This is a genomic window from Pseudobutyrivibrio xylanivorans, assembly GCF_008935055.1.
GTDB lineage: Bacteria > Bacillota > Clostridia > Lachnospirales > Lachnospiraceae > Pseudobutyrivibrio > Pseudobutyrivibrio xylanivorans_A.
Map to the genome: position 1 here is coordinate 1559113 of NZ_CP043028.1, position 22571 is coordinate 1581683.

Below are 22571 nucleotides of genomic sequence, written 5' to 3' on the forward strand. Positions count from 1 at the left end.
TGGAGATGTCTTACTCCAGCCCCTGATAATATTATAGGTTTTTCTAAATTATTTTCAATAAGCCTTTACATATTATTCTGCATTCAGAATGAACATCCGAGATGTGAAATCTTTGCCTGACCTATACCATGGCTCGTTCCAGCCCAGCGTTCCAAGGCCTCGTTCCATCAGGAAATCACCGTACATCTTCTCATTGTCATTGATTGTGTAAACCGTATCTGGCTCCAATCCCTGAAGCTTTATATACTCCACTTCAGTGTTTTGTGTATTAAGGCCCTTGTACATTACAACTATCGCCTGCTTTTTATCTTCTGAGACGACCATCCAGCTTGCATAGTTTTTCTCGAATGGGGACTGAAGGCGATATAGGGTCCCATACTGGAAAAGACCTCGGTATTTCTTCATGAATACCACCTGATTTTTAACCTGCTCAAAGTCCTCTTCTGATACCTCGTTTAAATCAAGCTCATATCCGAAGGTTCCAAAATATGCAATATTTGCCCTGTCATTAATTGCCATCACTCGCCCTGTCTGTCCATTAGGTGAGGCAGATACATGAGATCCCATTGATACCAGTGGATAGCCATAGCTAGTACCATACTGAATCTTCACACGCTCGTGACCATCTGTATCGTCTGAGCACCATGCCTGAGGCGCATAATACAGCATGCCTGCATCAAATCTTCCTCCGCCACTTGCGCATGACTCAAAGAGGATATGAGGGAAGTCTTTTATCAATCTCTCGTACAGACTGTATACTCCAAGGATATATTTGTGATAAACCATTCCCTGATATTCAGGTGCCACGCCCTGGCTAAAGCACTCTGTGATTGAGCGGTTCATGTCCCACTTGATATAGCTGATATTTGCTGTGGAAATAATATCGTAAAGATGATAATAAACATTGTCCACAACCTCTGGCTTTGAGAAATCTAAGACCATCTGATGACGTCCGAGAGTACGTCTTCTATCTGGGACAGCAAGTACCCAATCAGGATGTGCTCTGTAAAGATCTGAATCCGGATTCACCATCTCAGGTTCAATCCAGAGACCAAAATCCATTCCCAAATCATTTATCTTTTTAGCAAGACCTGTAATTCCATCAGGCAACTTATCCGTGTTTGCAAACCAATCTCCAAGCCCAGCACGGTCGTCATTACGCTTTCCAAACCAGCCATCATCAAGGACAAATAATTCGATGCCAGCCTCTTTTCCCTTCTTTGCTATATTAATGATTTTCCCCTCATCGAAGTTCATCTCTGTAGCTTCCCAATTATTTAGAAGGATTGGTCTTGGTTTGTTCTTATATGGTGAGCGAACAAGGTTATTGTTCATGAACTTGTGTATGTTCTGGCTAAGGTCGTTCAAGCCTTCCTTAGTGTAGGAAATAATAACCTCTGGTGTATCAAACACCTCGCCTTTATCAAGAGGCCATACAAACCAATTGGGGTTTATCCCCATGGTAAAACGAAGCTTATCGAAGTTATCCACCTCTGCCTTGGCAATAAAGTTGCCACTGTAGACAAGATGTATTCCTATTGCCTCGCCCTGGAATTCATCTGTATTCCTGCGCTTCATAATCACAAATGGATTGAAGTTTGCACTTGAGTGACCACGCATACTCTCGATAGAGATAATTCCCTTTTCAATTGAACGCACATGTGGATAACGCTCTCGTCCCCAGGCTCCTTCAAACTGCATCAAGTCATACTCATGGTCTGGCAAATCGATACAGCAACTAAGGGCTTTTGTTAGCTTCACTTCCTCGTTGCCAACATTTTTAAAGCTTACGTGACGAGTAATGATTGAATAATCCTCAAAGATTGTGTAGTAAAGGGTCACCTCAACCTTTGCCACCTCATCAACGCATCTTATCTCCAGTGTTGTAGCTTCTGAATCCGTATTTACGTAGCTGGCAGGAAGACCTGGAATAGGCTTCTTTCCCTCATAGACAACGTGTGATTTGTAAACAAGATTTGTAACTCTCGAGCCATTAGCTTGGCGAATCTCGTAGGCAGAGCCACGCATGTCCCCATTACCAAACGCAGGATACTCCAAACACGCCAGCTCTTTGGTATAACTCTCATCATATTCAGCAGGATTACAATATGGTCTGCCTGCCAAGGTCTGATATCCTAGAATAATCTGATTTTCGTTTATACGTTTTCCAAAATATATTTGACCGATTTCACCATCGCGGCACTCGCCAATTAAATAACTAATCTTTGAATTAAACAGATGGAACTGCTTTTCCTTTTCAAATATCTTGACTCCCATTGCTGCCTCCATTAGTTTTCAAGTAAATGTTGAGTCATATTATAAATGAAAAATCTTCATGCGCTCTTGCTTTTATTGTCTAAATATATGTCAAAATGTGACTTACTTTAATACTTCTATAAGTTCTTGTAGCTTAGCCTCACTCTCAGTATTGAGAGTAGACTTAATGCTAACCACTGGCTCCATAAACTCCAGATTCTTCATCGGCTCAAGAATTGCTTTCATCTTTCCTGCTGCCTGAGGCGCCCAAGTTCCATTTTCTACAAATGCAACCTTACGATTCTGATAAGCCTTTGCAGTCAGATGATGAAGGAAATCATCCATAGGCGGGAACAATCCTCCATCATAAGTACATGCGCAGCAAACCATCTTATCAAAGCGGAAAGCCTGAGCTACAGCCTCTGATACTGGCTCTCTGGTCAAGTCGATAAACGTAGTATTTACATCTGCATCCTTCAAATGCTCCCAAATCTTAAGCGCTGCATTCTTTGTATTTCCGTGAATAGAAGCGCATGCCACAAGTACCCCTTCCACCTCTGGCTTATAGGTGCTCCATGTATTATACAAATCGATATAGTATTCCAAATTCTCTGTAAGTACTGGGCCATGAAGTGGAGCAATTTCCTTGATATCAAGCGCTGCTGCTTTTTTCAACAAGCCCTGTACCTGAACTCCATACTTACCCACAATATTCAAATAATATCTACGAGCTTCATCTATCCATGTCTCATCCACATCAAGGGTTCCAAACTTTCCAAATGCATCTGCTGAGAAAAGCACCTTCTCTGTGGACTCGTAAGTAACCATAACCTCTGGCCAATGAACCATCGGAGCCATATAGAATGAAAGTGTATGCTTACCAAGCTCCAAGCTTTCACCTTCAGCAACTACATGCTTTCTATTCTCAAAAAGGGGAGCCTCCATAAACTGTCCAAGCATGGCGAAGGTCTTTGCATTTCCCACAACAGCAGTCTCTGGATATTTTTCCAGAAAAGCTTTTATTGAACCTGAGTGATCTGGTTCCATATGCTGTACCACAAGATAATCTGGCTTACGGCCTCCTAGCGCTCCCTCCAGATTTGCAAGCCATTCATCTGTAACTCTTGGGTCCACAGAATCCATAATTGCCACCTTGTCATCCAAAATCACATACGAATTGTATGAAACGCCATTTGGGACTTCATACTGGCTCTCAAATAAATCTAAATCTTTGTCGTCACAACCTATGTATTTAATTGCCTCTGTCATTCTCCTACCCTCCTATTATCAAGTCCGCTGGTTACGGCCACAAGCCTTATCGAAGGCTTGATGCCTACCAGCTCACTTAAATACTAGATATGCTACAAAATATTTGTACACTACGATTATATTAGCAAATGTTACGGCGTAAAAAAAGACCCTTGGCGTAGCCAAAGGTCTTGATTTGCGCGATATGTAGATTATTTAGAGAGACGCTGTACGATTGTATCAAGTGTCTCGCGAGGCACTGTGCCATCACGATAAAGCTGATTAATCGTGCTGTCGCTTCCAAGAAGAGCTGTAACGTCGAGCCATGTGCCCTTCTGAAACTCTTCATCAAAAACTGCAAATATCTTCCTGTTCTGTAACAACTTTGAAAGCGGGTATTCTCTATAATCCATAACTATCTCTCTTTAAAAAACTCTCCTGCCGAACAAGATTAAACGCGTGATAAGTACTCGCCTGTTCTTGTATCGATTTTGATTGTCTCGCCGTTCTCAACGAAAAGTGGAACGTATACAACAGCACCTGTCTCAACTGTAGCTGGCTTTGTAGCACCAGTAGCTGTATCGCCCTTGAAACCTGGCTCTGTATCTGTAATCTGAAGCTCTACGAACATAGGTGGCTCAACTGAGAAAATAGAACCGTTGTGTGAAAGCATCTTAACAACTTCGTTCTCCTTAACGAACTTAAGAGCATCACCAATCTGATCTGCTGTAAGAGCAACCTGATCGTATGTCTCAACATCCATGAAGTTGTAAAGCTCACCATCATTGTAAAGGTACTGCATATCCTTACGATCGATACGTGCTGCTGGGAACTTCTCTGTAGGACGGAAAGATGTTTCTGTAACACCGCCACCCTTGATATCCTTAAGCTTTGTACGAACGAAAGCTGCACCCTTACCTGGCTTTACGTGCTGGAACTCGATAACCTGATAAACCTTATTGTCCATCTCGATTGTCATACCGTTTCTGAAATCACCGGCTGTAATCATTATAAAATCCTCCTTAACAGGTGTGAAACATCTACCTTTCACACATTTAATACTAAAATCAACTGGCCCTAGGCCACACTCGTATACAGTATTTTACCTCACAATTGCAATCATTTCAAGACATTTATAATTTTAGACACTATGCTACCATTGTAGACAAGAGGTGAAACACATGGAAATAGAAAGAAAATTTTTAATAAAAGAATTACCAGATTTATCAAAATACAATTATGTTGATATCGAGCAGGGGTACCTTTCCACCCAGCCTGTCGTTAGAATCCGAAAAAAGAACGATGCCTACATCCTCACCTACAAGGGTGGAGGACTTATGGCCAGAGAAGAAATTGAAGCCGCCCTCACCAAGGAAGCCTATGAACACCTTCGTGAAAAAATCGACGGCTATCCAATTACAAAACGTCGCTATCTCATTCCTCTCGATAAATACACCATAGAACTTGATGTATTCGAAGGGCATATGGAAGGCCTGATTATGGCCGAAGTAGAATTTTCATCTATCGAAGAAGCAAACTCATTCGTTGCTCCAGATTGGTTTGGCCAGGACGTAACCGAAGACCCTCGCTATCATAACTCACGTATGATTTTCGGCAATCCGTTATCTTAACACTTATGAGTACCATAAAAAAAGAGCTCTTGTAGGTATCTAGCTCTTAGTGTTGCATAGTGAGACATGCAGTCGAACGGTGCAATACTAAGGCTTGAGACCGTAACAAGGGCTCTCCTCATTATTATTTGATTATCTGGTACTCATAAGTGCTAAAATCAGCCTTAAGAGTAATGGTGTCAGTTCCTTTACTCCATGTAAAGGTTACCACTGAACCTTCAGTATCGATGCTAAGCTTGCTGTCAAATCCAAAAGCTGGATGAGATTTTCTAAGCTGTAAAAGCTCGATTTGTTTCTTTACAACTTCCTTCTGGAGCTGTGATTCAATTTGCTCCATAGAAAGGTTTGTTCTGTTGATTTCTTTGTGGCCGCCTGCACCTGCTCTTGCAACTGCTTCGTGGTCATTCTTTCCTGCAAACAAATCAAGGTACCATACCTGTGGCTTACCTGGCATGAACATCTGAATTGCTCTAGCGAAGAGCATCTTCTTATCATCCTCACCAAGTGCACTGTAATATGTGGCATTTACCTGATAGTACATGTTCTTTGCACCGTGAAGATCCTTTACAAATCCGCCACGTGCAACAAGTGTATCGATAAGTGACTGAATCTCTTCCTCTGGGATAAGTCCCTTAAGGTCGAGAAGTGGAATACCATCGTGGCAACCAAGCATGTTTACAACGCGAATATCATTGTCCACAAGCTCCTTAGCCCAATTTACAAGGATTGTAGGATCGTTCTTTTCAATTGCGTAGATGAGAAGTCCTGGAAGGAAGAAATCGTATGTCATGTAGCCCTTATTTGCCACAAGCTCATAAATCTTCTCTCCGTAGCTAGCGTGAATTTCAGGAAGGAGTGTAACCCCATTCTTGTCAGCTAACTCACGAACCTTCTGAAGCAAATCCCATGTTCCTGGGTCGTTCAAGAAGTTCTTCTCGCCTGGCTCCTTAGGAGCGTATGCAAATGCATCAAGACGAACAATCTTTGCACCATAAGATGATAGTGTCTTAAGAGTGTTCTCGTAGAATTCCCAAACCAATGGAGATTTGATGTTCAAATCCATCTGGCCTAAGTATCTGCGGCTGCTCTCAAGAAGTTCAACCACCTGTGCACGATATTTGTCATACTTACCAAGCTGCAAATCAGCCACTGCACAACCCTCAGAAATCTGAGAGTTAACGCACTGAGCTAATCTCTGTGCTGCCACATACTGGATATCCATTGCCTCCATCAGGTCTTCTGCTTCAAGATTCTTGTAGCGAACCTCCTGATAGAATGTATTCCAATATGGTACATTTCTCCCATCTGGGAATCTTACCATAAGAATTGGTAAACCAGGCTTTCTGAAAAACATATCCTTGATATATTTCTCATCTGGCTGGATATAACCAGCCTCGGTCATCTGGCCGCAGCCCTCCCAGAATTTGTTCCAGTCAATAAAGAAATCTTTATATTTGGACTTTTCTCCATTCTTGATAATGTCCTGAAACTCTTTTGATAATACAGATGCATGGTTGAGAATGAAATCAAGCTTAAGATCAATGTCCATTCCCTTGATGTCCTCAATAGCCTGACGGCTACCAAGCTCCTCATTGATGCCGTAATCAATAACAGAGAACCCTCTGTCTAAGTCTGTATTAAAAATGCTTGGAAGAATATAAAAAGACTCGAATGTGTCCTTAAGCTCTTCCTTCTTTAAAGCCTTTACAATGTCATCCAAGGTTCCGCCCATGGAATCTGGATAGGCATTTAACATAGGTCCATTGCTCATATTATACCTCCATTAAACCCATAGTCCGGCAGTTACGGCTACAAGACCTTTCCAACCTGTTACGCTCTCAAGCCTGCCCATACTCCGCTCAACGACATGTTTCGCTTGAGTATTGGACAGAGCTAGATAGCTACAGGTTGTCAAAATAGCTTGATGCCTACTGCCTCACTAAAAATAATAAATCTAAAAAATCATTTACTTATTCATAAGTTCTTTATACTGGTCAAATGAAAGCAATTCGCCAGCCTTAGAAAGTATAATCTTCGCTTTGTGCGCCTGTGACGCTAAAAGATTCTGCTCGAGTTCGAGAACTAACATTGTGAACGCACTGTCAGTCTTTCCATCGCGATTACGTGCTCTGCGGTGAGCAAGAGTCTCCTCTGGAGTACTGTTGAGAAGAATTGGAATATCCACTCCCTCATAGTGGTCACTGTTGCCGTGTGTCCATTCAATAACTAGAACTTTAATTGTTGAAAAATCAACCTCTTCATACCAAAGTTCAGAGTCGGTTCTACCCATCCTCTTAAGGTAGATTTTATTCTGGCCAGACTTGAAAGCCTTTACAATACTAGATACTTCATCAAAGTCGATTTCGTTGGTTGTTCCAAGGTATCCTTCAAGCCCCTTACGTCCTGCGTCGATGTAAGAAGCTGCCCATGGATTCTCTGATACGTGACTGCGGTCTGCATCAGTCTCCTCCTGCTGCCACTTTCTGATAGTGTCGAAGTGCTCCATTGTACCCTCGCCAGCCTTCACTAAGCCTCTAACGCCTGCGGTGCGGAAGATGCGGAGTCGCTCTGCGTCATTGTACATAGGAATTCGTCTAGGATAGTTGTCGCCTGACATAGTGTAAGCACCAATGCCCTGCTCGTTAAGGAAGTAGCTTAAAAGAGATGCGGTCTCTGATTTGCCAACTCCTGAGCCACCACAAACTGTGATAACTGCCTTTCCATCCTTTGCGATTACCTCATCAAGCATTCCCTTGAGGGACTCCATGATGAGCTGAGCCTTTTTAACATGCTCCTCGCCGATTTCTACCTTGTCACCTGGCATATCGCCATGTGGAATATCTTTGTATTGTTTAAGATCAATAGCCATAATAATAATCCTCCTATTATAATGAAATTTGATATAAACAACACGCTAACAGTATACAAGAAAAAAAAGGAGCCGGGTACTCCTTTTTTTATCTTTATATAAAGTGACGAAAAAGTTGTTATATTTTACAAGCATCCTAGCCAGCTCTGTTACACTCTCAAGCCTTGGTATTACTTCCAGTCACTTTAGAATGTTCCTTTCAGTAACACCAAGAGCTTGATAGCTACAGAGCTCATATAAGAATTACATGTAGTCCTTTACATTCGTCGCATCGACTTTCTCGAATGGAACCCATACGTAGAAACCATCCTCAGATAATCCTTCGATACCATCAGCACTTCCTTTTGTTGTTAACGCAATCGCTGTTTCAATGGCTTTTTCACCCTGTCCCTTTGCCGACTGATATACTGTAAACTGCATTTCGCCATCAACAATGGACTGGCATCCAGCTGTTGTAGCATCTACACCAACAACAGGAACCTTGTTTAAATCATAGCCTTTAGCCTTCAGTGCATGGCAAGCACCAATAGCCATATCGTCATTATTGCAGAATACGCAATCAAATGGCTGACCTATCTTCATTACAAGATTCATAACATCTGCAGCTTCGTCAACACTCCAGTTTGCTGTATCGTCGAATACTACGTTAAGCTCAACGCCGTTCTTTCTCAGCCAATTCTTTACTGATACAGAACGCTGTACAGATGCGTTATGAGTAAGCTCTCCACGAAGAATTACTATATTCATGCTGCTTGGTTTTCCAAGCTTATTCCATACATACTCAGCCTGATACTCACCTGCATTCATCTCATAACTACTTACAGCTATGTATTTATTTTCCTTCAAAAACTGCTCATCTGGGCAGGCATTTACATAGATAATTGGCAAATCCCCTGCAACTGTCTCCAGCTGAAGGGCTGTAGATCTATCTACAGGAAGGCAGATAATTGCATCATAACCTGCTGAAACTGCCTGCTTGAACTGATCAACCTGTGCTTTTACTGACTCACATGGTTCTCCGAAATCAACTGTGACCCCTGCTGCTGAACCAGCTGCTGCAATATTATCCATCAAAAGCTGTTTAAATGTATCAGAAGGTGGTCCTGAGTATAAGAACTTTTTACCTCCAGCACTTCCACCGCCACCTGACGAGCTACCACATCCCGCAAGAATAACTCCAGCAGTAAGAATCACCGTCAGAAGGATTACTAACAATTTTTTATAATTTCCATTAGCCTTCATAATCTCTTTCACCTCCTAACCATCAATCTTAAACTGCTGAACATATCCTGTAAGCTTCTGGGATGTATTAGCCAACTCATGTGAATTGTCTGCCACATCCTGGCTGCTCTGGGTAATGCTGTTAGCCTGTTCAACCATGTTACGTGAGGTTTCAAGAATCTCGTCTGCACTGGCTGCCTGCTCCTCTGAGATAGCTGCCATGTTACCAGCAACATCGTCAACCTTCTGAACACCACGAATCATCTCGTCTATAAGCTCATTAGATCTTTCAATGTTCTGGTAAATCTGATTGAAGGTATCTACTGCTGTGTGAATCAAATCGCTGTTGGCGTCAATTTCCTTGGCGCTTATCTCAGCCTGAGAAACTACACTGTCGATTGCCTTCTGAACATCTCCAATAAGATTTGAAATCTTTTCTGCACTTGCTGAAGAATTCTGTGCCAGCTTTCCGATTTCACTAGCTACTACCGCGAAGCCCTTACCGGCCTCACCTGCACGAGCTGCCTCGATGGAAGCATTCAGTGAAAGCAGGTTGGTCTCCTCTGCAATCTCGGAAATAAGTCCTACAATCTTGGTGATTTCCTCTGATGCTTTTCCAACATCATTAATAGAATTAACCAGCTCGTCGTTGGAATTTTTGATTCCTCCCATAGCACGTGAGAGCTGTTCCATATCGGAACGACCCTTCTTTGAGATTTCTACAGTCTCCTTCATGCTCTCGTTTGCCTGATTAGAATTCTCACGTGTATCCGATACTACCATGGCTAGGGTAGTTGCATTTTCTGCAATCTCATTAACAGCAATAGCAAGCTGATCTACAGTTGAATTCAGATTCTGCATTGCATCTGCCTGTGAACGTGATGCATTAAACATATCCTTTGAAACTCTATCAGAGTTATCTGACTGCTCTTTCAGGCGCTCAGATTCCTCATTGATAGATGAAAGCATTCGTCTCATAGATTCAACGAACTCTGAAACCTTGCTTCCCATAAGACCAATCTCATCGTTGCTATCCTTACTAACCTTAATTGTGAAATCACCCTCAGACATATCAGCGATGTTCTGAGTAATACCACTAAGAGGTGCAATAACACGACTTACAAGCACGTTAATAAGAATTACAATAATGATTGCTGCTGCTAAACCAATTGCTACAAGGATATTAATGAGGCGGTAAACATCTGCAAGAATAACATCATTACTAATGTAAGATACCAGATACCACTCTGTACCAGCAATTGATCTAAAGGCTACCTGATGACCTTCAATTTCACAGGAAGTATAATCTGCATCATTAAGTCTTTTTGCAATACCAGCCATGAGCTTATCAGAATCGTTTTCTGTAAGCACAGTGTTTACTCTTGCATCATCACGATGCGCAAGAATTGTATTGCTATATGTATCGATAAGGAAGGACGCGGCTTGGTCCATCTTTACACCTGAGTTTACAATGATTGAAATCTGCTCAAGTGTAAGATCTGCGCTGATAATCTTTATCTCATCGCTGCCATCCATAAGAATACCAGATGCACTAATAACGTTCTCGCCGTTAGCATTAGTATATGCAGCGCCATAATTCATATTAATTCTGGTCAAACCTTGAGCGAACCATGGTTCTGCCTGAGGATTTGACACAGCTTTTTCTGATTTATCTGCTTTGTAGAATTTACCTGAAGTGGTGGCAATATACATACCTTCAGGGCAGTTTGAATTATAGCCATAGAAAGCATTCAGCATAGTCTGAATACTTTCTTCGTCTAGATTGCCCGTCTCGATGACATGCTTTGCCGTAGAGAAATTCTCAAGATTCTTTTTCAACCAAGATTCGATATTATCGCCCTGGTTGGAGATAGAAGAATTGAGCTGCTCTGTAGCCATCTTTCTCATGCTGTTACGTGATACCCATCCTGAAATAAAAACCAGAACCAATACAGCAATGATAACTACTGGCAACAACAGAACAATTAGCTTGTTTTTGATTTTTGCATATTTTTTCGACGACTTCTCTTTTGCCATGGCACTTTCTCCTCAGTAATAATACCAACAAATAAGTTACTTACCATTTTAAAACGTTCATGGCAAAATTTGTCGTCGTTCACTAAATTTTCGTAAAAAATTTACATTATCGTCTTAATCTTAAAGACTCGTATCTAGAGCGAGTTCGCACGCAGTTCTTCAAATCTTGAACTCGTGTCTCAAGGTCCCCATCCTCGATAACCACATCAATTGAGGATGCCATGTTATCGATTAACAAATTGTCAAAATCCATCACTGGCGTAGCAACAAGAATCTTGTACTTCTCCTCAAAATTGTCTGTATCCAAAAACTCTAAGAGAATTGGATTAATTTCTCCTTCATCATTCACATTTCCCATAATTACAACCTCCATTAGAAATTCGAATAATATATATGTCTAGCCAAATCAGCTGTTCCAAAATCTACAATGATTGTGCCATAGCTGGTTTCGCTCTTTAATTCATACTCCATCAAAAGAGAATTCAAAGTCTTGGCGTAGCCATATGGGTGTCCCACCGGACCATCTCCACTTGTGCTTACGAAGTTAAGAAACAGAGTGTTTTCATCTGCTTCGCAGTTTTCAAGGCCATCCACAACGGCCTCGTATTTATCCTCTACTGAATACTTATATCTGTCCTGAACCCAGAGTCTAACGCCATTTTGTACATAGAGCTCGTAAGGAATATCTGCTGGAGTAGTGTTGTCTTGCTCATTCCAAATCATATTAATCCCAGTTGTCTCTGAAGCTGTAGCATCCTCAAATCTGGTTGCAAGAACAATTCGACCTCTTGCATCTCCAAGTGTTGGAATCTCGTTTTCTGTGTACCAATAATCCTTGTTTGACTTAATTTCAGCAAGTAAAAGCTTCTGAACATCTGCAACAGAGTGCTCATCATCCTCTATCTTGATATTCACCACAACTGTCTCCTGAGGGTGCTCCTGCAAGAACTTGTAAACATCTGCTATTGCATCATTAAAATACAAATAATCCGAGAAAATGCTGCCAGAAACATGGCAGTTTGCGAATTTATGAACTGTCTTAAGAGTGTTTCCTTCTTCTGTCTCGTCAATTGCAATTCTAAAATCAAGATAGCGGTAACCATTTTCCAACTGCTCTGTCAGGCTTGTCTTCTGGCATCTCATTGCATAGCCCAAAACCACATTCCTTGAGCAGCTATTATGAGTGCCTGGAATAGTAATCTGGGACAAATATACATCGTCCGAAAGATTGCTCATCCACTCAGCAGTGTCAGAATATGGCTTGTCCAAATCCACAGCCACATCAACTGGTGAATCGTCGTCGCTAACGAATAATATCACAAGGATTCCCACAATAATAGCCATCATTATGCCACATATTATTCTAAATAATCGCCCTTTGTCCATGTGATACATCCTCCCCCGTCATCATTTTGAGTAAGTTTGATATGTATATTTTACCATTCTTTGGTGACAAAGTCTTTCGAAATCGTTAATATTAAAAGGAAAAGTTCAGGAGGTATCACGCATGATAGACAGAGGTCGACTCTTATCATTAGGATATTATAAAAAAGCTCCCTCATTCACAGGAAGCGATGGAAATAAATGCTATAAAATTGAAAAATTTAAGGAAGAAGGCGAGGATGCTGTAGATATGTTTAAGGCCTCAATTTGGAAAGGTCCTTTCAGCTCCGACAAAACTCCCGATGAAGAAAAACAAGTCCGCCTTGCGCCTTTTACCGAAGAAGGCTTAGTCGAACTCGTCGATTGGATGAATAGTCTAGAAATATAAATAGCCAGTAGCAGACTAGCTCTTGGAGTTCATAAAAAACAAGCAAAAGGCTGGTAGGCGTTTTCTTAATTGCAAGTAACTATCAAGCTCCAGGTGTTGCTGTAAGGAACATTCCATAGTGACTAAAAGCAATACCTGGGCTTGAGAGTGTAACTTGCTCACTAACTAAACACTACCAGCTTTTTAAATTGCCTTAGATTGTTTTTTATTTTCATACATTGAGGCATCGGCACGTTTTATCAGAGCCTTAATATCCTCATCCTTGCTGCTGTCATATTCTGCAGAGCCAACAGCTACTCCTATAGTGAAAATATGGTCTCCTTCAAGATTTGCCGTATATACCTTGGCTGAGAAAAGATTCTTCAAGCGTTCCATATCAGTGTGCTTGTTTGAAGGAATGATACAACAGAACTCATCACCACCTATTCGGTAGCAGTTTCCATATTTTCCATATACCTTGTTGAAGATTTCGGCCACAACGGAAATATATTCGTCGCCAGCCTCGTGACCATAGGTGTCATTGCAATGCTTCAGTCCGTTGGCATCAGCCACAACAACCGTGACACCATCAAGCTTCTGTTCTGTTCTTTTAGTCCTCTTTTCAAATGCATTTCTATTGAAAAGTCCAGTCATACTGTCTGTAAGGGCAAACTCCTCAAGTCTCTTAGCTGAACGTCCCTTTTCAATAATCTCATAGGTTCCCTTTATCAAATCTGTTGCCAATGCAATTATGAATACCAGGAACATATATCTACCGATATAATCAGCGTCACCCCAATTGAAATAGAAATTAACAATGTCAACAACAAGTGTCACCAGAAATACCGATAATCCAACAGCGCAAACCTTCGCGTTTCGTGTGATATTCCCACTAAACATCTGCTTAATTACGCAACCTATTACATAGGTAAGAGCCACGACTAGCATTGCCTGCACATATACAAGAGTCTCTCTAAACTCTGCAATCTTCGTATAATGAAGAATATTAAGCACTACAAACTGAATCATGGATGCAAATACAATGATATTTTTCAGTATCTTGCTATTTACTTCAAGATACATGTCAAAAAACAATACAAACGGTGGTACAGCCATCATCAAACAATAATACTGAATAAGTGAATTCAGCACTTTATTATCAAATATCAGTGTGCATACAGCTGTTTCACTCGCAGTCCATACTCCTATGAACAAAGAAAAATATCCGAGATAAATAAGTGCTTTATCCAACTGCTGTTTCTTATGCATAAACAGATAATATATAAATATCAGACCACTGAAAATGATGATGAGTATACTTGATACAAATCTAGGCATCGACTTTGAAACCATATCGTTATATATCTGATAAGAGGTTCCTATATAAAAGTCAATATGTTGATCCTTTACAATATCGTAAACAGGTGTAACTGTAATCGCCACCTGAAGCATCTTTTCATTTACTTCTATAAAATTGTACAACGAGCCTCCAGTGGAGGTCCAAAAGCCGCCATCTGTAGTATACTCATATATTAATCTTCCGGAGTTATATCCCTTTACCTGCTGGTGGGATGTGAAAAACATTATAGATGTGTAGTGATAATCAAAATCACTCAAATCGAAATAATACTGCTTTGAGCCATCCTCAAGAATTGCGACTGTGTATGGCTCGATTTTGATTGTCTCAGTATCGCTGGATACCTCATTGGTAGTATAAAAACATATAGCAAAAAGAACTACGCACAGGCCCAGCATAAGATTATTTACTTGTCGCTTTATTCCGTTAATAATCTTATTCGTTCTCATTCTCTCTACCAATAATAAATCGTTATAAAAATAAACTTTTCACGTTTTGTTCACAAAACTATAACAATTATAACTTGGCAAGAGAAATAATTCAAGAACTTTCGTTACAAAATTCACACTGTAAACGTTTCTATGAATTTATATAACACATCAGTGTTCTCAATATAGCTGGAATGAGTCTGTCCACTAATTATCAAAAGTTCTGAATTGTTAATGCTCGCTGCTATTTTCTGGGTTTCTTTTTCCTTGATGCAGTCCTTTTCTCCTGCAACAATAAGCGCTGGAACTGTGATTGCCGATAAATCTCTAGCATCGATATTAGGTTCCTGAAGCATCATAAGCACGCGAGGGTCTTCAGTGCGCTTGTATTCCTTTTTAATTTCACGCAGGTCTCTGTGATGGAAGCCTGCTGGTGTGAGATTAGCGCCGCAGCATACAATACCTGATAGTAACCTTGAAGCGCGCATTGCTACTAAAAGTGCCACGATAGCACCATCTGAATAACCCACAATATATGGCTTTACGATATCAAGGGCATCAATGAGATTAATCACATCAGAAGCCATATCGTCATAATGATATGACTTTGGGGTAGCACTCTCACCATGGCCTCTGGAATCCATTGCATACACAACATGATCTTTTGACATTGTTTCCACCAGCTTATCGAAGATGTGATGATCCTCTCTATTTCCATGTATAAGAATAACCGGGGTCCCCCTTTCCCCGGTTCTTTCATAGCATATAATTTGTGAGTTAAGTTGAATGTACATAGACACCTCAATACTATTTTTCTGCAATAACTTCCTTCATGTCATAAAGGCCAGCTGGCTTACCAGCCAAAAACTTTGCTGCCTCAACAGCCCCCTTTGCAAATACGCTCTTAGAATAAGCAGTGTGCTTGATTGTAATAACTTCATCAAGTCCTGCAAATATTACTTCGTGCTCACCTACTATATTACCACCTCTTACAGCAGAAATGCCAATTTCATTTTTTGGTCTCTTTTCACGTCTGTCTGCTCTGCCATAGCAGTAATCATATTTCTCATTAAGAGCATCATTGCAGGCATCCGCAAGCGCAAGGGCTGTACCACTAGGCGCATCAAGCTTCTGATTATGATGCTTCTCAACAATTTCAATATCAAAGCCTGCCTCAGCAAAAATCTGAGTAGCCTTCTTACAAAGATCAAACAATGTATTAATTCCAAGTGACATGTTTGCTGAGCGAAGCACTGCAACCTTCTTAGTAGCCTCGTCAACATGTGCAAGCATTTCTTCCGAAAGACCTGTGGTACATAAAACAACAGGCTTTGAATTCTTCACACAGGAATCCAACAAACCATTTACTGCAGCTGCATTTGAAAAATCGATAACTACGTCGTAATCAACATCCACCTGATCAATAGAATCAAAAACTGGATATTCGTTGTCTACGCCCTTAAACTTATCCACACCTGCAACAATTGTAATCTCTGAATCTGCCTTGCAAATATCAGTGATAACACGTCCCATGTGGCCATTACATCCATGCATTACTACTCTAGTCATAATTTCGTCTCCTTAGATTAACCATTGCTATGTCTACTAAATACCTCTTATTGCAGAAATTGCCAGAGAATTACTTCTCTGGCTTTATGTTTAAAACACTATCTGCTATTTCAAAAATCCCCTGTGTAATGTTCTGACCTGTTAAAATAACATTTGCCGAATATGAACGACCTTCAAGAGCGCATAAAATATCCTGCTCTGAAACGATACCTTCATCAACTACACCAAGGACTTCATCAAGAACAACCAAATCGCTCTCGCCAGTACCAAGAACCTTCTTGGCATAGTTCAAGCCATTTTGGATGTTCATAACTTCTTCCTGCTTTTGTTCTTCTGTAAGACTTTGGAAGTTTTCTTTTGAGCGCTCAAACCTAAACAGCTTGATTTCTGGCTCAAGCTTGCTTAAGTAATCTGAATTTGTCTCGGATTTTAAGAATTGGATAATGGTGGTCGTTCTGCCCTGTGAAGCATAACGAATAGCATTTCCTAATGCTGCAGCCGACTTGCCCTGTCCATTTCCGTAATATACCTGAATACTTCCCTTTTCCATAAGTCTCCTTACTTCTTGAAGCTTGCTCTCTTTCTGAGAGTTGGGTCAAGAATTCTCTTTCTGATACGAAGAGATTCTGGTGTTACCTCTAAAAGCTCGTCTACATCGATGAAATCAAGTGCCTGCTCAAGGCTAAGAACTCTAGGTGGTACAAGTGTAAGTGCCTCATCAGCTGATGATGAACGAGTATTTGTAAGATGCTTCTTCTTACATACATTAAGCTCAACATCCTCTGCTCGTGAGCACTGGCCGATAACCATTCCTGAATAAACCTTCTCGCCTGGTCCGATGAAAAGAGTACCACGATCCTGAGCTGAGAAAAGTCCGTAAGTAACTGACTCTCCAGTCTCGAAAGCAATAAGGCTTCCTAACTTACGATAAGAGATATCTCCCTTGTAAAGCTCATAACCGTCGAAAATTGTATTAATTATACCATTTCCTTTTGTATCTGTCATGAATTCTCCACGATATCCAATAAGACCACGTGAAGGAATCTTAAACTCGATACGAGTATATCCACCTGCGATAGGTGTCATATTCTGAAGCTCACCCTTTCTCTGAGAAAGCTTTTCGATAACAGCACCAGTAAACTCGTCTGGAACATCAACATAAGCACGCTCCATTGGCTCAAGCTTGTGTCCCTTCTCATCTTCCTTGTAAAGAACCTCTGCCTTTGAAACGGCGAACTCAAAGCCTTCACGACGCATGTTCTCAATGAGAACTGAAAGATGAAGCTCACCACGGCCTGAAACCTTAAGTGAATCAGGTGAATCTGTATCCTCAACACGAAGCGAAACGTCAGTATTTAGCTCCTTCATAAGACGCTCGCGAATGTGACGTGAAGTAACGAACTTACCTTCCTGACCAGCAAGTGGGCTATCATTTACAATAAAGTTCATTGAAATAGTAGGCTCAGAAATCTTCTGGAAAGGAATTGGGTTTGGTGCATCAACTGCGCAAATTGTATCTCCAATGTGGATATCTGAAATACCAGAAATAGCTACGATTGAACCAATCTGTGCTTCGTTAACATCTACCTTATTAAGACCATCATACTCGAAAAGCTTAGAAATACGCACCTTGTTGCTCTTCTCTGGATCATGTGCATTAACTACAACAGCATCCTGGTTTACCTTGATAGAACCGTTTTCTACCTTACCAATACCGATACGTCCTACGTACTCATTGTAATCAATTGTAGAAATAAGCACCTGTGTAGGAGCCTCTGGGTCTCCCTTTGGAGCAGGAATATAATCAATGATAGTCTCAAAGAGAGCTGTCATATCCTTGTGCTCCTCGTTAAGATCTCTGATAGCAAAGCCTTCCTTAGCTGAAGCATAAATGAATGGACAGTCAAGCTGCTCATCAGATGCGTCAAGATCCATGAAAAGCTCAAGAACCTCGTCGATAACCTCGTCTGGACGAGCCTCTGGTCTATCAATCTTGTTGATACAAACGATAACTGGTAAATCAAGATCAAGCGCCTTCATAAGAACGAACTTGGTCTGTGGCATTGCGCCCTCGAATGCATCTACAACAAGAACAACACCGTTAACCATCTTAAGTACACGCTCAACCTCACCACCGAAATCAGCATGACCTGGTGTATCGATAATGTTAATCTTTGTGTTCTTGTAATATACTGCTGTATTCTTTGAAAGGATTGTGATACCACGCTCACGCTCGATATCATTTGAATCCATTACACGCTCAGCTACTTCCTGATTTTCACGGAATACACCTGACTGCTTTAAAAGCTCATCTACAAGTGTTGTTTTACCATGATCTACGTGGGCGATAATGGCAATGTTTCTAATATCTTCTCTACTTTGTACTGACATATAAATCTCTTTTCCTATATTCTTACAATAAACTACATTGTAAAAAACCCCTAAAAATACGGCGGTTACAATAACAAGCAATGTGTATCTCCGCTCGACTACATGTCTTGCTAAAGATACACATTAGCTTGTTACCTACCGCCTCACTTATTCTCGGAGATAATATTATCTTCGAGTTAATTTGTCAATAGCATTTTTTATTTAACGGGAGTTAATTCACTCTTTCCGCCCATGTATGGCTGTAGTGCAGCTGGGATAGCTACGCTACCATCCTCGCGAAGGTTGTTCTCAAGGAATGCGATAAGCATACGTGGTGGAGCAACAACTGTGTTGTTAAGTGTATGAGCGAAGTACTTGCTACCATCCTCGCCCTTAACACGAATCTTAAGACGACGTGCCTGAGCATCTCCAAGATTTGAGCAAGAACCAACCTCGAAGTACTTCTTCTGACGTGGTGACCATGCCTCAACATCACAAGACTTAACCTTAAGATCTGCAAGATCTCCTGAACAGCACTCAAGTGTACGAACAGGAATATCAAGGCTTCTAAATAAATCAACTGTGTTCTTCCAAAGAATATCGTAATACTTCTTTGACTCCTCAGGCTTACATACAACGATCATTTCCTGCTTCTCGAACTGGTGGATACGGTAAACGCCACGCTCTTCAATACCGTGTGCTCCCTTTTCCTTACGGAAGCATGGGCTATAGCTTGTAAGTGTGTATGGAAGATTAGCCTCGTCATTGAGTGTATCAATGAACTTACCAATCATAGAGTGCTCTGATGTACCAATGAGGTAAAGATCCTCGCCCTCAATCTTGTACATCATGGCATCCATTTCCTCGAATGACATAACACCAGTAACTACGTTTGAACGAATCATGAAAGGAGGAATGCAATATGTAAAACCTCTGTCAATCATGAAATCACGTGCGTATGAGATAACTGCTGAATGAAGACGAGCGATGTCTCCCATTAAATAATAGAAGCCGTTTCCAGCAACCTTTCCAGCAGCATCCATATCGATACCATTGAATCTCTCCATGATATCTGTGTGATAAGGAATCTCGAACTCAGGAACTACAGGCTCACCGAACTTCTCAATTTCTACGTTGCAAGAATCATCAGGACCGATTGGAACTGAAGGGTCGATAATGTTAGGAATCTTCATCATGATTTCCTCAACCTTATCAGAAAGCTCCTTTTCAACTGGCTCAAGATCCTTAATTTTCTGCTTAAGCTCAGCAACCTCAGCCTTAACAGCTTCAGCTTCGTCCTTCTTACCCTGTCCCATAAGAGCACCAATCTGCTTTGCAGCCTGATTCATCTTCGCTCTCATGTCGTCAGCTTCCTGCTGAGTAGCACGTCTCTTGTCATCAAGCTCGATGACCTCGTCAACGAGGCCAAGCTTGTGCTCCTGAAACTTCTTCTTGATATTCTCCTTAACTACGTCTGGATTCTCACGTAAAAACTTAATGTCTATCATTTTTCTCTCCTAATCTAATCCTTCTAATCTTATTTATTAGCAAACTTTACTTTAAAGATGTACCAAAGCTGTGTTGCAATAAAGATTGATGAATATGTACCAGCAACTATACCAGCAAGAAGTGGTAATGCGAACTCTCTGATTGATGAAACACCAAGGATGAGAAGCATAAGTACCATGATTGCTGTTGTGATTGATGTTGAAATAGAACGTGAAAGTGTCTGAGAAAGTGACTCGTTACAAAGAGCCTTAAGATTCTCAGCATTTTCATCTCTAATTGCCTTGTGATTCTCACGGATACGGTCGAATACAACGATTGTATCATTGACTGAATAACCGATAACTGTAAGCATACATGCGATAAATGCGGAACCAACAGAAATTCTGGCAAATGCATAAAGTGCAAGTACGATAAGAACATCATGTACAAGGGCAATAATTGCTGAAGATGCAAATCTTAAATCCTTGAATCTGAACCAGATGTACACAAGCATGCAAAGTACTGCAACGATAACAGCGATTGTTGACTGGCTACGCATCTCACCTGAGATTGTAGAACCGATACTCTGTGATGTGATTGACGCCTCTGTTACATTGAAGGTGCTCTCAAACATCTTGTTGAGAGTAGTTCTCTCTTCAAGTGTAAGTGTACGTGTCTTGAAGATTGCCTGATTGCTTCCATCAACTGTTGTTGTCTGGATGCTTCCTTCGCTGATATCAAGTGTCTTTGCAATTTCAGGTACAACCTTTGCATCTAAATCTGCAAGTGAGTATGTCTCGTTGAAATCAACTGTTGTAGATGTACCACCAAGAAACTCAAGTGAATAGTTAAGACCTGCGCCACTCTTTGCCTTGAATACACCCATTGTGATAAAGCCTGCTGCAATAATAGCAACAGAAATTGTAATAAAGATTGCCTTCTTTCCAACGAAGTCGAACTTTGAAGGCTCCTTTGCCTTTCCGTATGCCTTAGGTGAACGAACACCAAGTGCATAGAAAGAATTAATAAGAATTCTAGTAATAACAAGTGCTGTAAACATTGATAAAACAACACCGAGTGCAAGTGTGATAGCAAATCCCTTTACAGTGCCTGAACCAAGTACACCAAGAACTGCTGCTGCAATAAGAGTTGTGATGTTTCCATCAAGAATAGCTGAAAGAGCCTTTGAGAAACCTGTCTCAATAGCTGAAATTACCGGACGACCAGCTTTGATTTCCTCACGGATACGAGCGAATACGATAACATTTGCGTCAACTGCCATACCGATTGAAAGAATCATACCTGCGATACCAGGAAGTGTAAGTGTGATATCGAATGCCTTAAGAATTCCAACAAGCATTGCTGTATAAAGAGCAAGTGCAAGTGATGCAACAATACCAGGAACGAGGTACATTACCATAAGGAATACCATAACAAGTGCAAGACCTACGCCTGCTGCGATAAGTGATGTACGAAGGGCATCAGAACCGAGCTGAGCACCTACAACCTGTGACTCTAACTCCTGAAGCTCGATGTCAAGACCACCGATACGAATGTAAGATGCAAGCTTCTCAGCTGCCTCATAGTTCTCCATTCCCTCAATTACACAGTTACCAGTTGTGATAGCCTGATTAACACGTGGAACAGAAACGAACTTACCATCATAGTAGATACCGATTGTCTCGCCAGATGCAACAGCCTTTGTTGTAGCATCAGCGAATGCTGCTGTACCCTCATCATCAAATGTAAGCTGAACCACATACTCTGTTGCATTTGTAGTCTTGTTTGACTGGCTGCCTGCCTGTGAACTCTTTACATTTGTTCCTGTAGCGATTACAGAACCATTGTCGATAAGTGTCTGGATATCATAGTTGAGAACATATCCTGTCTCACCGTATGTGTAGTTCTGATTTCCATCAGCATCTGTCTGCGCGATGAAGTAAAGTGTACCAGGAGTTCCTAACTCCTCCAATAACGCATTAGCATCTGAAACGCCAGGAATCTCAACTGTGATTCGCTTGTCGCCTACGCGATATACATTAGCTTCTGTTGTTGAGCTTTCCTCACCAAGATCATTTTCGATACGCTGCTGAAGTTTGAGAATTGTATCAGCCATCTGCTCATCAGTAGGCTTATCTCCAACTGCCTCGTATGTAATGCTGACACCGCCTGCAAGGTCAAGACCAAGCTTGAGGCTGTCATCATTTTCCTTAATTGTGCCTGTGATAACTGCGAATGCACAGTAGCCCAATACTCCGAGAAGAGCTACGAATGCAACGAGCCAGGCAATCCCCTGTCCTTTTTTTAAACGTTTCATTACAAATTCTCCTATTTCTATATATTTATC

At 41.1% G+C, this 22571-nt stretch carries 19 protein-coding genes; 2 read left to right on the forward strand and 17 right to left on the reverse strand.

Going from position 1 to position 22571, the window contains the following annotated elements:
* Positions 1-72: 72 nt before the first annotated feature.
* The 4 genes from FXF36_RS07085 to efp all read right to left on the reverse strand — a co-directional run bounded on the left by FXF36_RS07085 (position 73) and on the right by efp (position 4513).
* Positions 73-2277: an alpha-galactosidase gene (locus tag FXF36_RS07085; RefSeq protein WP_151623117.1), complete on the reverse strand. Its 2205-nt coding sequence runs from the start codon at positions 2275-2277 to the stop codon at positions 73-75.
* A gap of 102 nt (positions 2278-2379) precedes the next feature.
* Entirely contained in the window at positions 2380-3525 is a 1146-nt protein-coding gene (locus tag FXF36_RS07090) for an FprA family A-type flavoprotein (RefSeq protein ID WP_151623118.1), read from the reverse strand.
* A 191-nt stretch (positions 3526-3716) separates the two neighbouring features.
* Positions 3717-3917 carry a hypothetical protein gene (locus FXF36_RS07095; RefSeq protein ID WP_151623119.1) on the reverse strand — a complete coding sequence of 67 codons (201 nt, stop codon included), beginning with the start codon at positions 3915-3917 and terminating at the stop codon, positions 3717-3719.
* A 38-nt stretch (positions 3918-3955) separates the two neighbouring features.
* Positions 3956-4513, reverse strand: a complete 558-nt coding sequence (gene efp / locus FXF36_RS07100) for an elongation factor P (RefSeq protein ID WP_151623120.1) — start codon at positions 4511-4513, stop codon at positions 3956-3958.
* Positions 4514-4685: 172 nt separating this feature from the next.
* Here efp and FXF36_RS07105 point away from each other — a divergent pair, with 172 nt between their 5' ends.
* Entirely contained in the window at positions 4686-5135 is a 450-nt protein-coding gene (locus tag FXF36_RS07105; protein WP_151623121.1) for a CYTH domain-containing protein, read from the forward strand.
* Positions 5136-5259: 124 nt separating this feature from the next.
* Here FXF36_RS07105 and FXF36_RS07110 read toward each other — a convergent pair whose 3' ends face one another.
* The 6 genes from FXF36_RS07110 to FXF36_RS07135 form a co-directional block, all read right to left on the reverse strand.
* On the reverse strand, positions 5260-6906 hold the full coding sequence (locus FXF36_RS07110; RefSeq protein ID WP_151623122.1) for an alpha-amylase family protein: 1647 nt from the start codon (positions 6904-6906) through the stop codon (positions 5260-5262).
* 195 nt (positions 6907-7101) lie between these two features.
* Positions 7102-8004: a nucleoside/nucleotide kinase family protein gene (locus FXF36_RS07115; protein ID WP_151623123.1), complete on the reverse strand. Its 903-nt coding sequence runs from the start codon at positions 8002-8004 to the stop codon at positions 7102-7104.
* 243 nt (positions 8005-8247) lie between these two features.
* The gene (locus FXF36_RS07120; RefSeq protein ID WP_151623124.1) at positions 8248-9246 is read right to left on the reverse strand and encodes a substrate-binding domain-containing protein; all 999 of its coding nucleotides are present in this window, start codon (positions 9244-9246) and stop codon (positions 8248-8250) included.
* Positions 9247-9261: 15 nt separating this feature from the next.
* Positions 9262-11262 carry a methyl-accepting chemotaxis protein gene (locus FXF36_RS07125; protein ID WP_151623125.1) on the reverse strand — a complete coding sequence of 667 codons (2001 nt, stop codon included), beginning with the start codon at positions 11260-11262 and terminating at the stop codon, positions 9262-9264.
* A gap of 106 nt (positions 11263-11368) precedes the next feature.
* Positions 11369-11620: a hypothetical protein gene (locus FXF36_RS07130; protein WP_151623126.1), complete on the reverse strand. Its 252-nt coding sequence runs from the start codon at positions 11618-11620 to the stop codon at positions 11369-11371.
* A gap of 14 nt (positions 11621-11634) precedes the next feature.
* A complete protein-coding gene (locus FXF36_RS07135; RefSeq protein ID WP_167511317.1) occupies positions 11635-12648 on the reverse strand; it encodes a phosphatidylinositol-specific phospholipase C domain-containing protein in 1014 nt (337 codons plus the stop codon).
* A gap of 121 nt (positions 12649-12769) precedes the next feature.
* On the opposite strand from FXF36_RS07135, the gene FXF36_RS07140 reads away from it, so the two are divergent.
* The gene (locus FXF36_RS07140) at positions 12770-13033 is read left to right on the forward strand and encodes a hypothetical protein (RefSeq protein ID WP_151623128.1); all 264 of its coding nucleotides are present in this window, start codon (positions 12770-12772) and stop codon (positions 13031-13033) included.
* A gap of 183 nt (positions 13034-13216) precedes the next feature.
* Here FXF36_RS07140 and FXF36_RS07145 read toward each other — a convergent pair whose 3' ends face one another.
* The 7 genes from FXF36_RS07145 to secD form a co-directional block, all read right to left on the reverse strand.
* The gene (locus tag FXF36_RS07145; RefSeq protein ID WP_151623129.1) at positions 13217-14818 is read right to left on the reverse strand and encodes a GGDEF domain-containing protein; all 1602 of its coding nucleotides are present in this window, start codon (positions 14816-14818) and stop codon (positions 13217-13219) included.
* A gap of 113 nt (positions 14819-14931) precedes the next feature.
* A complete protein-coding gene (locus FXF36_RS07150) occupies positions 14932-15591 on the reverse strand; it encodes an alpha/beta fold hydrolase (RefSeq protein ID WP_151623130.1) in 660 nt (219 codons plus the stop codon).
* 13 nt (positions 15592-15604) lie between these two features.
* Positions 15605-16366, reverse strand: coding sequence for a 4-hydroxy-tetrahydrodipicolinate reductase (gene dapB / locus FXF36_RS07155; protein WP_151623131.1), 762 nt, complete (start codon positions 16364-16366; stop codon positions 15605-15607).
* Positions 16367-16436: 70 nt separating this feature from the next.
* Positions 16437-16916, reverse strand: a complete 480-nt coding sequence (locus FXF36_RS07160) for a cob(I)yrinic acid a,c-diamide adenosyltransferase (RefSeq protein WP_151623132.1) — start codon at positions 16914-16916, stop codon at positions 16437-16439.
* 8 nt (positions 16917-16924) lie between these two features.
* A complete protein-coding gene (gene typA / locus FXF36_RS07165; protein WP_151623133.1) occupies positions 16925-18757 on the reverse strand; it encodes a translational GTPase TypA in 1833 nt (610 codons plus the stop codon).
* Positions 18758-18954: 197 nt separating this feature from the next.
* Complete coding sequence (gene serS, locus FXF36_RS07170) at positions 18955-20244, reverse strand: serine--tRNA ligase (protein ID WP_151623134.1); 1290 nt, start codon at positions 20242-20244, stop codon at positions 18955-18957.
* A 29-nt stretch (positions 20245-20273) separates the two neighbouring features.
* Positions 20274-22541: a protein translocase subunit SecD gene (gene secD, locus FXF36_RS07175; protein WP_151623135.1), complete on the reverse strand. Its 2268-nt coding sequence runs from the start codon at positions 22539-22541 to the stop codon at positions 20274-20276.
* Positions 22542-22571 lie beyond the last annotated feature (30 nt).